We start from the raw sequence: 12,498 nt of genomic DNA on the forward strand, positions 1-12,498 counted from the left end.
TTTCCTCCACCCTCCAGGACCTAGGATCACAATAATATCTTTTTTTGTGTGGGGGCACGGTACTTATTTTTATAGTGGTGATAGTTTTGGTTTATATTGTTCTACCTTGCTTTATTTCCTCCTAGGATTTTTGTCACTGATTCCTATCTTGTTGATTTATTTTAGTTGTTATCATCGGTTTTTATTTCGTTTGGTGAAATCGGTTCATCATTGTTTTAAACAAAAAATTAAGTTCTTATCGTAAAAGTGGCCCATCGTTTCACGATAGGCCACTTTTTCTCTATTTTGTTTTTAGGTAAACAAAAAGACCACGTCTCCCGACGGGGTCTCTAAACATTTGAAGTGGCAAGATGAAATCACACTGTAGTTTCATCAAAATGAATCTTACTACTGAAAACAAATCTTACTACTTGTTTCTTGTCATACTTCAAAAAGGATCCTAGCACATCATGTATTGAGTTTAGGCGACTAATTAAATTTATAGTCGATTTTATGTTAACGTATTTAGCTAGTTCCAATCGTGCCTCTTTGCTGTAATACTCTACTGTTAATTTGATCTAAAATCCTACCATCTCCAAACGAAAAGTAAAACTTTAAACTATTTTTATAGGTCTACAGTTTTGGCAATTCACCTTTACCACGCTTTCACTATAGCATTAGTTGTAAGCGTTTGCAAGTTTTTGTTTTTTGTTTGATATGACGGTGTTTTACTCGAATTTCGTTGTTTAAAATGCCTTGTTTAGTGCGTTTTTCTGAACTTATTTTTTTGTGTTTTTTTTCAAAAATATTTATGGCTGTTCAAAATGGCTTGTGCTCGGTTTTTGTTTAATGATTACTTTGCCTCTTTATGTTTTTAGTTTCAAAATCAATACAGCTTCTGCAAACAATTTATTATTGCACGTTCATAATTAAGTGAATTACCCACAGATGTGCCGGATAAAAAATGTAAAAAAGATACTTCAATTGCCGACTGTGTGAACCGATTTTTCCATTGTAAAAATGCAATAACGGAATTATTAAAATAAAGAAAATATCGCTTGCATTCATCGCTATACTATCAAACAACATTAATGGATTGCTTATTGGCATAGATAAAGCCATTGGTAGCTCGATCATGAGTAAAATCATCATCAAGCCTAAATAAGACAAATTTCTTTTTTTACGTTTTGATGCGTCAATTGTGTGATAAACATGAATGGAACTATTACCGTGCTACCTTCAAGAAACGGCACGATACTGAAAATCAATAAAACCACTGATAATATTCGTAACCCTTTTTTCGAATTTGCATTCTTTGCTTGGTTATCCCAGAGCCAAATAACTGCCAGCCCTAGAGCTAAAGTGGCAAAAATATTGTCGCCTAGGATGGACATTTGACTTGGTTGTCGTAAGACAAATGAATTTAATAAATAATTTCCTAGAGCCATAAAAATACTCCAACCAATCAAACGCGTTAGATAATTTTTACGACTATGCGTGTAATGCATCCCCTCTACTACTAAATACGCGAAACCAACGGCAACGACTCTAGTAATAATGTGAAAGAAATCTGCTAAATATGGGGAAATAAAATATTCTATATGATCTAAAACCATCAATCCCATTAAGATGATTTTAAAAGTCTCGCGATTCATCGCCTTATTTGAAATATTTGGTGTGAATTGTTGCATGAATAATCTCCTCTTTTATCGATAATTCACATTATCCTGACTCCTCTAAGGATTGTAAATATACCTAACACAACTGTTAGTGCCATATTACAAATCGGTAAGATTAAGGGGCAAATTATTCAAAATTCAATCGATTCTTGCATTCAGACGGTCATTACGTGGTCTTCGCATTAGCAGGACCAATGAGAAGTTCACAAGTTAACTAGTTGCAGTTACTCGTAATATTGTGGAATTGGAATATTATCTAATTCTGAGGATTTACTTAGTTTCAATTGAGGTTGTTGTTCAAGCATCTTTAGCCAGCTCGATGCATAACTTATAGCAAAAAAGCGTATCTAATCTGAAGGAATGATTAGATGCGCTTTTCTTTCAAAGAGACTGCTTTTTCAGTGGTCTCGTTTGCTGGCTTATTTTTTGCTATATAGTCTTTCGTTTTCTTTGATCTCGCTTAAGTAGAACTTGCCTGTTACTTCGGCCGGGTCTACTTTTTCACCGTTTTTGATCGACTTCGAGAAGATTTTTTCGTAGTCTGCAATGCTGATTTGTTGGCGTTGTTCTAGTGTTTGTTTGATTTCTTCGCTATTTAGGTTGTCTTTGAAGTTTTTCGCTACTTTGGCGCTGTATAGTTCTCCAACTGCTCCTGATCCGTAGCTGAAGAGTAATAGTTCTTCTCCTGCTTTTACGTCGGAGTTGATCAAATATGATAACAAGCCTAAGTATAGTGAACCGGTGTAGAGGTTTCCTACTTCACGGCCGAACTTGATGCTTTCTTGATATTGATTTTTTAATTCAGCGTAAGTGGCATCTGGGATGTTTCCTTCCAAGGTCCGCATGGCTTTGGCTCCCATTTTTGTGTATGGGATGTGGAAAAGCATTGCTTTGAAGTCTTCGGCGGTTGCTTGATATTTTGCTTGATACTTTTCCCAGAGCGTTTGGAAAAATTCGATGTAGATCTGATTGCTGAATTTTCCTCTGGCAAAGGCTGTTTTTGAAAAAGTCGGACGCCAGAAATCACCGACGTTGCAGCTCATATAAACTGATTTATTTTCTAACTTCAAAATTTCTGGTTGATTACTGATCAGCATAGCTACTGCCCCAGCACCTTGTGTTACTTCACCTGGTGTGTTGATGCCATATCTAGCAATGTCACTGGCAATGACTAATGCTTTTTTATCTGGATTATTGGCGATGAAATTGTAGGCCATTTGGACACCGGCTGTGGCTCCATAACAAGCCTCTTTGATTTCAAAAGCACGAGCATCTTCAGGCAAGTTCAGTAGATCCATCAAAAATAAAGCTGAAGCTTTTGATTCATCGACACTGCTCTCAGTTCCGACGATGACTAGACCGATGTCTGTTCTATTATCTGACAAAATTTGTTCCGCTGCTTCTGCTGCCATGGTGACGGCATCTTCATACTCGGCTGGCACGGCTTGTTTTGATTGACCGATCCCGATCGTGAACTTATCTGGTTCTTGATTTCTCGCCTTAGCTAATTCGACGATATCGATATAATTCTTTGGTGTGTAAAAACCAATTTTTTCAATTCCTATATCCAATTTACTGTTTCCTCAATTTTTCTAAGAGTTCTGAAGCTTTTTCTAATGTGTATTCTTTGATTTGATTTAATTGCTTCGATATTTCCGTTATCTCATCACCCTGGGCTCCTGCCGATACGGCTAAAGATTTACTTTGGAGGCTCATGTGGCCAGCTTGGATTCCTGTTGTGACTAAGGCTCGTAAGGCTGACAAATTGTTGGCCAAGCCGACGGATCCGATCACTGCTTGTAATTCTTGGCTATTATCGATTTTCATTATGGCCAAGCTCAATTGCGCCATCGGTAAAGCCTTGATCGCCCCACCGACACTACCGATCTCGATTGGAAGTTCCAAGGTTCCTACTAATTGGTCATCTTTGATCTGCCAATTGCTGAATGGCTGATAACCTTTTTGCGAATAAAAACTGTGAGCTGCTGCTTCTTCAGCACGGAAATCATTTCCGGTTGCCAACAAAACCGCGTCGATCCCGTTCATGATCCCCTTATTGTGGGTAATCGCCCGCATGACTGAATGCTTGGAAAAATCCGACAAACGCACGATTCTTTGGGCAACTTCTTGCCCTGTCATTTGCTTAGTCTGTAGGTCAGAAAATTTCATCCTGGCTTCGACCTTGACCAGTTGGGACTTGCCACTGTTAGATAAAATTGCACACAAAACATCATTTCCTGTCAATTCAGAAATTTGTGGTGCAATTGTTTCTAACATTGAGTTAACAATGTTAGCTCCCATGGCATCCACGGTGTTGACCCCGAGCAAGACTTCCGTATCGTCACCGATTTTTTCAAACGTTAAGGAAACTACGCCTCCGCCACGTTTCAACAAACTCTGACGTGCTTGATTGGCTGATTCGATGATGGTTGCTTTGTTTTTTTCAAGTTTAGCTAGTAATTCAGGGCTACTTCCTTCTAGGACGATTTGACCATACATGATGTGAGGACTAGTGATAACTTTAAAGCCGCCGTTAGCTTTGACCCGTTTGGCACCATTTGAAGCGGCAGCAATGACCGAAGGTTCCTCGATAGCCATTGGCACTAAATAGTCCTTACCGTTGATCAAAAAATCAGTCGCAAAGCCATAAGGTAAACCAAAAATACCAATCTGATTCTCGCTTAAGCTGTTAGCTAGATCTTCCGACAAAGGCTGTTTTTTTGCTAAAAAGTCGGCTTGTCCTTGATCGATGAAGTCATGTTCGAGCAAATAATCGATCCGTTGTTGGTTGCTCATCTCGTATATTTTCATGATAGTTTCAGTCCTAAAGCCATTCCCATGCCGCCACCGATACAAAGTGAGGCAATCCCGGTCTGCTTATTTTCGTGTTGCAAAATGTTGATCAACGAAACGATCAATCTAGCTCCAGTTGCCCCGAGCGGATGTCCGATAGCGATCGCTCCACCATATATGTTGAGCTTGTCATCAGGTATTTGTAAGTCACGAGCAACAGCGACTGATTGAGAAGCAAAGGCTTCATTGATCTCGAAAAAGTCGATCTCATCTTGGTTGACTTGATACTTATCATAATATTTATTGATGGCATAATAAGGTGCGTAGCCCATCAAGCTTGGATCGATCCCTGCTTCAACGTAACCCGTTAATTCAGCAATGTAAGACAAGTTTAATTTTTCAGCAGTTTCTTTTCTCATTAAGATCATGGCTGCTGCACCATCGTTTAATGGAGATGAATTACCTGCTGTCACAGTTCCGTTTTCTTTGAAAGCAGGTTTTAAACTTCCCATGGTCTCTAAGGTCGATTCTGGTCGAATCGATTGATCTTGGACGATTTGAGCATCGTTTACCGTGATCGGTAAGATCTCATCAGAGATTTTTTCAGTGGCTGCTGCAGCTCGTTTTTGCGAGTTTAAAGCAAACTCATCTTGTTCTTGGCGAGTTACATGATATTGTTCAGCAACATTTTCAGCCGTGATTCCCATCGGATAATTTCCGAAAGCATCAACTAAGCCGTCGCGGAACAATGTATCGCCTTGTTCGTCGGAAGCTTCCAACTTACCCACTCGCTTAGCGTAAAAAGGAGCATTCGACATGCTTTCTACCCCACCGCAGACGATAATATCTGCATCGTTAAGTAGCAAAGCATTAGTAGCATCATGGACAGCTTTCATCCCTGATCCACAAACTTGATTTACGGTCATGGCAGTTGATTTGACACTACCACCGACATTCAGACTGATCTGACGGGCAATGTTTTGACCCATACCAGCTTGGTAGACATTTCCAAAAATGAATTGATCTACATCTTCTGGATCGATTTTGTTATTGGTCAATAACTGCTTCACTAGTTGTGTACCTAGTTCAACTGAAGAAAGATCGGCAAATTGACCTCGAAATTTGCCGATAGCAGTTCTTTTGGCATCAATAATTACTACTGAATCCATACATTCATTACCTCTTTAATTTGAAATCGATTGAAATTATTACGTTGTTTTTTGAAACTTGTTCGAGTGCATTGTTTTTTCGTTCATACAGGTGGATTGGTGCTGCTTATTGCTTATTTTTGCGGTTTATCATAAGCATGCTAATAGTTGATTCGTGGAGTAGCATATATATGTCATTATGCACCCGGTTATTTGCATAAAATAGTGATTTTAATTGTTATTTGCTAGAATTGCAGTAAATGAATAGTGGTTTCCATTCTTGTTTGCGAAACTTGCTGCAATTTGGATAGTGGTTTTATGCTTTATCCTCAAGGATGCTGAAACGAGCTCCAGGCGACAGCGGCCTTCGGTTAACACAGGTGGTCGCGGTACTGCTTTGAAGATATAAATAGTGCTAACTATTTTTTCTTGCCAAACTTGCTGCAAATAGATAGTGATTTTATGCTTTATCCTCAAGGATGCTGAAACGAGCTCCGGCACACAGCGGCCTCCGGTTAACACAGGTGATCGAGGCACGGCTTCGAAGATATAAAATAGTGCTAGCTATTTTTTCTTGCTAAACTTGCTACAATTGGGATAGTGCTTTTTACCTTTATCCTCAAGGATGCTGAAACGAGCTCCGCGAGGTAGCGGCCTCCGGTTAACACATGTAGTCGCGGTACGGCTTCGCCGCACCTTGTGCGACTACACGCGTTAATCCTCAGCAGCTGACCGTCGCCTTCCGCTCTCTGTGCTTTACCCTAAGTTTAAATAATAATTTAAATAGGAAATAAAAACAACGATGGTGTTTTATATGCGAACAATTGATTTGATTTTGATGTTGAATGATTTTAATAAAAATAACCGTGTGATGGTTGAGACTCAGGGTAGTCGGCTGGCTGTTGTTGATTTGGACGTTGTCGATCAGGCTGTTTATTTGAAGACTTCTACTAAACTGCGTGGTCTTAAAAATTGGGAATTTTTGCTTTTGCTGAATAAAAAGCCGTTCTATAATTTTCCCGTTTTTTATGACGACACAAAAAAACACCAGCAACTCTTTGGTTTTCGAATTGCTGATGATTGTATTTTACTAGGTTAATTATTTCTTGGCTGGCTTTGCTTCTGCTTGAAGTTCCTTGGCTAGCTCGATCAAATAAGGTTTTAATTCATCTTTTACTTCAGGATGAGTCAAGCCGTATTCGATATTTGTCTTGACGTAACCAAATTTGTTACCGACATCGAAACGTTCACCCTTAAATTCATGAGCAAATACTCTTTGCGTTTTATTCATCCGATCAATTGCATCGGTCAATTGGATCTCGTTTCCTGCACCTGGTTTTTGAGTGTCTAACAAGTCAAAAATCTCTGGTGTCAACAAGTAGCGACCAATGATGGCTAAGTTGCTAGGTGCATCTTCCATCTTTGGCTTTTCAACGAATTGTTTGACGTTGTATAGTCCTGGACGTTGTTGACCTTCTGGGTCGATCACGCCATATTTGGAAACTTCTTCCTTTGGTACTTGCATAACGGCCAAAGTTGAAGCGTGAGTTGCTTCATAGTCTTCAATCAATTGTTTAGTCAAAGGAACTTTGTCGACCATCAAGTCATCACCGAGCATAACGACGAATGGTTCGTCTGCGATAAATGAACGAGCCTGAGCGACTGCATCACCCAAACCATTTGGATGCGCTTGACGACTGTAATACAAGTTAACGCCGAGATCAGTAGTTTCTTGAACTACTTTAAGGAGTTCAGTCTTCTTCTTTGACTCTAAGTTTTGTTCCAATTCAGGAACTGAATCAAAGTGGTCTTCGATCGAGCGCTTGTTCTTACCAGTGATGATCAAAATATCTTCGATCCCTGATGCCTTGGCTTCCTCAACGATAAATTGGATCGTTGGCTTATCAACGATAGGTAGCATCTCTTTAGCTAAAGCCTTCGTGGCGGGCAAAAATCTCGTTCCTAAACCTGCTGCAGGGATAATAGCTTTTCTTACTTTCATCTGTTATTCTTCTTCCTTTTCATGTGTTTTTAACATATTAGTTAGCTTGCTTGTTTTTTGATATAGGTATGGTCCTTGGCTTGCCTCGGCGCATCCTACATTGACAGCATTTCCGAACAAAAAAATCGTCACAGTCATATTCATCCACAATAGAAAAATGATGATCGCACCGATCGTCCCATAGTTATTCCAAGCCGTTCCGAAATAATCTAAATAAAAGGAGAACAATTGCGACAATAACAAGATCCCGATCGTAGTGATAACCGTTCCAAGCAATACGTAATGAATTTTTAAACGTACATTAGGTAAAAAATAGAATAAAGTAAAGACGATCAATAACATTATAACAATAGCAATTGGCCATTTCCAACGAGAAAATTCGTTCAGAAACGACGCGTTCAGACCGAAAGTTGGTAGGATCCAATTCAAAATTCCTTGACCGAAAGTAAACACGATAATTACCGCCACTCCAGCACTGATCATTACCAACGTCATTACAAAAGCCAGACCACGACGAATGATAAAGTTGAAAAAAGTCGTGTCCGCAAACAGACTATTTACATCGATACCATATCCTTCATTCATCGCCATTTGGGCAACATTAGTACCTCGAGAAATAGCCCAAACTGCTAAAACAATACCAATTGACAACACGCCACCGTTAGAATCGGATAAGACCTTCGTAATCGTTGGCATTAAGTAATGGTGCAAGTCGGCAGGCAAAATAAACTCAATGTATTCGATGACCGTTGGCTTGTTCAAGTGCAGTAAAGGTATCAAGTTACCAACAATAATTACTGCGGGAAAAAGCGCCAATAGTATATAGTAAGTGACTGCCTTTGAAGCCATCGGCACGTTAGAATTACCTACTGCTTCACCAATCAGCTTAAAAAAACCGAATAGTTTTTGAGTTTTAGGAATATTTTGCTTAAAAATCGGAATGTTCTGCTGTTCTTTTTCTTCCATTTGACCTTGACCGTTATTTCAAAAGATATTTTGCATCGTATTCAGGGTCTTGTGAAGTTAAGATCTTAGGACCATCTTTAGTAATGGCAATTGTGTGCTCGTATTGTGCAGAGTTAGTGCCATCTGCAGAAACGAAATATTCCCAACCGTCTTCTTTAACGAACTTGTCTTTGATTTCCCAAGTTCCTAAATTTACCATTGGTTCAATTGTAATCGTCATACCTTCACGTAACCTTAAACCTGTACCTGGTTCTCCATAATGAGGAACATTTGGTAATTCGTGCATTGTAGGTTGAATACCATGACCGATCAGGTCACGGACATCCCCCATGTGATTTTCTGTTTCGACGTATTCTTGAATCGCATGGCCAATGTCACCAATGCGATTTCCGATGACTGCTTGGTCGATTCCTAAGTAGAGTGCTTTGTGCGTTACTTCCATTAAGTGCTTGTCTTCTGGCTTGAGTTCGCCAACGGCATAGGTCCAGCAAGAATCGCTTTCGTAACCGTCCAAGTTGACCGTCATGTCGACTTTAACGACATCGCCTTTTTTCAAGATCAAGTTCTTTCTGGGAATTCCGTGAGCTACCTCATCATTGACGCAGACACAAGTAGCGTATTTGTAACCTTCAAATCCTTTTTCTGAAGGTGTCCCACCGTGATCAGTGATGTATTTATCGGCGAAAGCTTCGATCTCCCAAGAAGAAATTCCTGGTTTGATGATTTTTCTTAAACCGATGTGAGTGTTGGCAAGAAGTTCGCCAGACTTTCTCATGCCTTCAATTTCACGGGGTGATTTCAATGTGATCATAAATAATTGCCTCTCATAGTAAATGATACGAATAGTATAACATTTTCTTTAATTTCTTCTGGATAATTCTATTTAGATGGTAGCCGGATATAATTTTTGCTATAATATTGCAAGATATTTTAAAATGAGGCGAAATAATGACTAAAGTAAAAATCGTATATGCAAGTATCACAGGTAACGACGAAGATATTGCATACGTCCTAACTGAAAAATTCGAAGAACTCCAAGCCGACGTTGAGATGAGCGAGATCTCCCAAACTGACCCTTCCGATTTTGAAGACGCTGACGTCTGCATTATCGCTAGCTACACTTACGACCAAGGAATCGTCCCTGATGAAGCACTAGACTTCTACGACGATATGCAAGACCTTGATCTAACAGGAAAGGTTTACGGAACTTGCGGTTCCGGAGACACATTCTATGAAGACTTCTGCAGCGCCGTTGATGAATTTGCCAAGGTTTTTGAGGAAACTGGCGCAACTAAGGGTGCTGAACCTGTTAAAATTGAATTGGAACCTGAACAAGACGATATCGACAAACTAGATAAGTTTGCAGAAGCGCTCTATCAAAAGGCTCAAGAAATGGATGCATAATCATGGACTATATTAAAAAATATCGTGATTTTTGGATGTATTGTATATTCGGCTTTTTAGCATCACTGCTGAATATTGCTATTTTCAACATCGTCCACAATAACATGGAGTTACAACTTGGATTAGCCAATACTATCGCCTGGTTTATCTCAAATACCTTCTCATTTTTCGTGACCAAGATGTACGTCTTCCACACGGAAATGAAGGACTACAAGAAATTGCTCCACGAAGGTTCATATTTCTTGCTATCACGAATTCTATCATTAGTGATCGATAACTTATTTATGATCTTAGCTGTGTTGATCTTACCTTGGAACAACTTGGTGATCAAAGCTATCGACCAAGTAGTAGTTGGTTTGTTTAATTACTTTTCATCTAAGTGGATCTTCGGTTACTCTAACCGCCACCTATTGGAAAGGTTCAGACAGCGCTCAAAAAAGAAAGCGATTGAGAAGCTATAAAGCTTCTTGGTCGCTTTTTTGGTTTGGTTTTGGTATTTATTTTGCTTATATTGTTTGGTAGAGGTTCATTGCCGGTTTCGAGGGGGTTCCTGAAATTGCGCTGTGGAACGGTGTGGACGTCGATTTGAGCTCCTCGAAGAAGAACGCTTCGACGATCTCAAATACGAGTCTTATTCTAAGCGATGAATCGCTAAGAATAATTTCACACCTGACAGCGAATTTCCTCCACCCCCTCGAAACCTAAGTTTGCGCAAAATAAATTGTTTTTGTTGGGGTACGGTGTCTAGTTTTTCTTGTTCTTACTTCTGCAGGAATTTGTACACTATTTTTCTATTGATTAAGTATCTTAATAGTCAAAAAAATCCTGCTTCTTGACACCAAAAAAAGACAAAATACCCAAAAGATTGGATATTTTGCCTTTCGTTTCAGCCATTTTTTTGGCTTTTTACTTAAATTCATTAGGCTTTTGATCTGTTTGTTTGAAGTAGTAACTGATTGCGTCGAGGATGCGATCTGAGGCTTTTCCGTCTCCGTATGGATTTTTGGCGTTGGCCATTTTTTCGTATTCTGCTTGATTTTCAATCAGGTTGCTCATTTCTTTTTCTACTACTTCTTCGTCTGTTCCTACTAGTTTAAGAGTTCCGGCTTCGACTCCTTCTGGTCTTTCAGTGGTATCTCTTAATACTAATACTGGCTTCCCTAGTGATGGGGCTTCTTCTTGAACACCACCTGAATCGGTCATGATGAAGTAGCTTCTTGAGGCCATGTTGTGGAAATCTAGTACATCTAGTGGCTCGATCAAGTGAACCCTGTCGACGTTTCCTAAGATTTCTTTAGCAGTTTGTTGAACTACTGGATTTAGATGAACCGGGTAGATCAATTCGATGTCATCGTGCTTTTCTACTACTTTCTTCATTGCACGGAAGACTTGTTTCATGGGTTCACCTTGGTTTTCACGACGGTGCATAGTTACTAGGATCATCTTCTTATTCGGATCGATGATATCTAGGACGTCGTGATGGTAATCTTGATGAACGGTACTTCTTAAAGCATCGATGGCAGTATTTCCCGTCACAAAGATCCCCTCTTCATGATGGTTTTCTTTGAGAAGGTTTTCCTTACTCTTGTCAGTTGGCGCAAAGTAAAGATCTGCTAAATCGTCTGTCATTTGACGGTTCATTTCTTCAGGCCATGGAGAATACTTGTTCCAGGTTCTTAGTCCGGCTTCAACGTGACCAATAGTCGTTTGATGGTAAAAAGCCGATAAACTAGCACTAAATGTGGTTGTCGTATCGCCGTGAACTAGAATAATATCCGGTTCTTCTTTTTCGATGATGTCATCCAACATCTTCAACACTAATCCGGTAATACCGCTTAGCGTTTGACGTTCCTTCATGATATTCATATCATAATCTGGTTTAATCTTAAAAATTTCTAGTACCGAGTCAAGCATTTCGCGATGTTGAGCTGTTACAACAGTCACAGTTTCGAATCGATCTGAATTTTGTTTTAGTTTTAAAACTAATGGTGCCATTTTAATTGCTTCCGGACGTGTTCCGAAAACTGTCATTACTTTTACCTTTTTCAAAATATCACCTCAACTAATTAGTTAAAATTATATCAGATATTTTGGTTCATTACTGCTAAGTATCCAGATTCAAATTTAAGTTAAATTTAGGGTAAGATGGATATACTTAACTTATATTTTAAAGAAAAGATTTATGAGGATTAATTATGACTTCTATTTTTTGGTTGATCGCCGTGGGGATCTTATTGATTTTGACATCATTTTTCCTAGTCATGGCGATCTATAATACAATTATAAAAGCTGACGGAACCCGCTATTGGTGGTTTATTTTCGTCGCATTACTGATTCTGGTGACGTTTTCATTTCTACCCTATCACCATTTTTAAATCACAAAGTAGCAGTCACAAGTAGCGATTGCTAGGGCAATTGTTAGTTTAAAAACTAATTTTTCACTAACTTTGATTGTGAAAGGTGCTAAATACTTTTAGAAAACGTATATAAATTGTTAAAAAAATGCGTTAAAATAAGAATTGTATTC

At 39.1% G+C, this 12,498-nt stretch carries 13 protein-coding genes; 4 read left to right on the top strand and 9 right to left on the bottom strand.

Annotated elements, in window-relative coordinates; all coding sequences use genetic code 11:
- Positions 1–891: 891 nt before the first annotated feature.
- From EKM69_RS12585 to EKM69_RS04220, 5 genes are all read right to left on the bottom strand, one after another.
- Positions 892–1,131, bottom strand: a complete 240-nt coding sequence (locus EKM69_RS12585; RefSeq protein ID WP_164505842.1) for a TraX family protein — start codon at positions 1,129–1,131, stop codon at positions 892–894.
- Positions 1,132–1,136: 5 nt separating this feature from the next.
- Complete coding sequence (locus tag EKM69_RS12590; RefSeq protein WP_125708444.1) at positions 1,137–1,670, bottom strand: TraX family protein; 534 nt, start codon at positions 1,668–1,670, stop codon at positions 1,137–1,139.
- 407 nt (positions 1,671–2,077) lie between these two features.
- Positions 2,078–3,229, bottom strand: a complete 1,152-nt coding sequence (locus EKM69_RS04210; RefSeq protein ID WP_125708446.1) for a hydroxymethylglutaryl-CoA synthase — start codon at positions 3,227–3,229, stop codon at positions 2,078–2,080.
- A 1-nt stretch (position 3,230) separates the two neighbouring features.
- Complete coding sequence (locus EKM69_RS04215) at positions 3,231–4,469, bottom strand: hydroxymethylglutaryl-CoA reductase, degradative (RefSeq protein WP_125708448.1); 1,239 nt, start codon at positions 4,467–4,469, stop codon at positions 3,231–3,233.
- Complete coding sequence (locus EKM69_RS04220; RefSeq protein ID WP_125708451.1) at positions 4,466–5,620, bottom strand: thiolase family protein; 1,155 nt, start codon at positions 5,618–5,620, stop codon at positions 4,466–4,468. The genes EKM69_RS04215 and EKM69_RS04220 overlap by 4 nt, the downstream gene beginning before the upstream one ends.
- A gap of 793 nt (positions 5,621–6,413) precedes the next feature.
- Between EKM69_RS04220 and EKM69_RS04225 the strand changes: the two genes are divergently transcribed.
- Positions 6,414–6,698 (top strand): hypothetical protein, encoded by a 285-nt coding sequence (locus tag EKM69_RS04225; protein ID WP_125708453.1) that lies wholly within the window; start codon positions 6,414–6,416, stop codon positions 6,696–6,698.
- Here the strand turns inward: EKM69_RS04225 and galU are convergent, their stop codons facing one another.
- Genes galU through map form a run of 3 tightly spaced genes read right to left on the bottom strand, consistent with a single transcriptional unit; the run spans position 6,699 to position 9,378 of the window.
- Complete coding sequence (galU, locus tag EKM69_RS04230) at positions 6,699–7,601, bottom strand: UTP--glucose-1-phosphate uridylyltransferase GalU (protein WP_125708455.1); 903 nt, start codon at positions 7,599–7,601, stop codon at positions 6,699–6,701. It abuts the gene before it with no gap.
- A 3-nt stretch (positions 7,602–7,604) separates the two neighbouring features.
- Positions 7,605–8,567, bottom strand: a complete 963-nt coding sequence (locus EKM69_RS04235) for a YihY/virulence factor BrkB family protein (protein WP_125708457.1) — start codon at positions 8,565–8,567, stop codon at positions 7,605–7,607.
- Positions 8,568–8,580: 13 nt separating this feature from the next.
- The gene (map, locus tag EKM69_RS04240; RefSeq protein WP_125708459.1) at positions 8,581–9,378 is read right to left on the bottom strand and encodes a type I methionyl aminopeptidase; all 798 of its coding nucleotides are present in this window, start codon (positions 9,376–9,378) and stop codon (positions 8,581–8,583) included.
- Between the two features lie 137 nt (positions 9,379–9,515).
- Between map and EKM69_RS04245 the strand changes: the two genes are divergently transcribed.
- Positions 9,516–9,971, top strand: coding sequence for a flavodoxin (locus EKM69_RS04245; RefSeq protein WP_125708461.1), 456 nt, complete (start codon positions 9,516–9,518; stop codon positions 9,969–9,971).
- A 2-nt stretch (positions 9,972–9,973) separates the two neighbouring features.
- Positions 9,974–10,432 carry a GtrA family protein gene (locus tag EKM69_RS04250; protein ID WP_125708463.1) on the top strand — a complete coding sequence of 153 codons (459 nt, stop codon included), beginning with the start codon at positions 9,974–9,976 and terminating at the stop codon, positions 10,430–10,432.
- 445 nt (positions 10,433–10,877) lie between these two features.
- On the opposite strand, the gene wecB is transcribed toward EKM69_RS04250, so the two are convergent.
- Complete coding sequence (gene wecB / locus EKM69_RS04255; RefSeq protein ID WP_125708465.1) at positions 10,878–12,020, bottom strand: non-hydrolyzing UDP-N-acetylglucosamine 2-epimerase; 1,143 nt, start codon at positions 12,018–12,020, stop codon at positions 10,878–10,880.
- Between the two features lie 146 nt (positions 12,021–12,166).
- Here wecB and EKM69_RS04260 point away from each other — a divergent pair, with 146 nt between their 5' ends.
- Positions 12,167–12,346 carry a hypothetical protein gene (locus tag EKM69_RS04260; RefSeq protein ID WP_125708467.1) on the top strand — a complete coding sequence of 60 codons (180 nt, stop codon included), beginning with the start codon at positions 12,167–12,169 and terminating at the stop codon, positions 12,344–12,346.
- Positions 12,347–12,498: the final 152 nt, after the last annotated feature.

Origin of the sequence: Companilactobacillus zhongbaensis, from assembly GCF_003946515.1 — a bacterium.
GTDB lineage: Bacteria > Bacillota > Bacilli > Lactobacillales > Lactobacillaceae > Companilactobacillus > Companilactobacillus zhongbaensis.

What these genes read in the sequence shown, in the direction of transcription:
- EKM69_RS12585 (WP_164505842.1), bottom strand. Translation starts at nt 1,131, where the DNA reads ATGATGATTTTACTCATGATCGAGCTACCAATGGCTTTATCTATGCCA.
- EKM69_RS12590 (WP_125708444.1), bottom strand. Translation starts at nt 1,670, where the DNA reads ATGCAACAATTCACACCAAATATTTCAAATAAGGCGATGAATCGCGAG.
- EKM69_RS04215 (WP_125708448.1), bottom strand. Translation starts at nt 4,469, where the DNA reads ATGAAAATATACGAGATGAGCAACCAACAACGGATCGATTATTTGCTC.
- EKM69_RS04220 (WP_125708451.1), bottom strand. Translation starts at nt 5,620, where the DNA reads ATGGATTCAGTAGTAATTATTGATGCCAAAAGAACTGCTATCGGCAAA.
- EKM69_RS04225 (WP_125708453.1), top strand. Translation starts at nt 6,414, where the DNA reads ATGCGAACAATTGATTTGATTTTGATGTTGAATGATTTTAATAAAAAT.
- galU (WP_125708455.1), bottom strand. Translation starts at nt 7,601, where the DNA reads ATGAAAGTAAGAAAAGCTATTATCCCTGCAGCAGGTTTAGGAACGAGA.
- EKM69_RS04235 (WP_125708457.1), bottom strand. Translation starts at nt 8,567, where the DNA reads ATGGAAGAAAAAGAACAGCAGAACATTCCGATTTTTAAGCAAAATATT.
- map (WP_125708459.1), bottom strand. Translation starts at nt 9,378, where the DNA reads ATGATCACATTGAAATCACCCCGTGAAATTGAAGGCATGAGAAAGTCT.
- EKM69_RS04245 (WP_125708461.1), top strand. Translation starts at nt 9,516, where the DNA reads ATGACTAAAGTAAAAATCGTATATGCAAGTATCACAGGTAACGACGAA.
- EKM69_RS04250 (WP_125708463.1), top strand. Translation starts at nt 9,974, where the DNA reads ATGGACTATATTAAAAAATATCGTGATTTTTGGATGTATTGTATATTC.
- EKM69_RS04260 (WP_125708467.1), top strand. Translation starts at nt 12,167, where the DNA reads ATGACTTCTATTTTTTGGTTGATCGCCGTGGGGATCTTATTGATTTTG.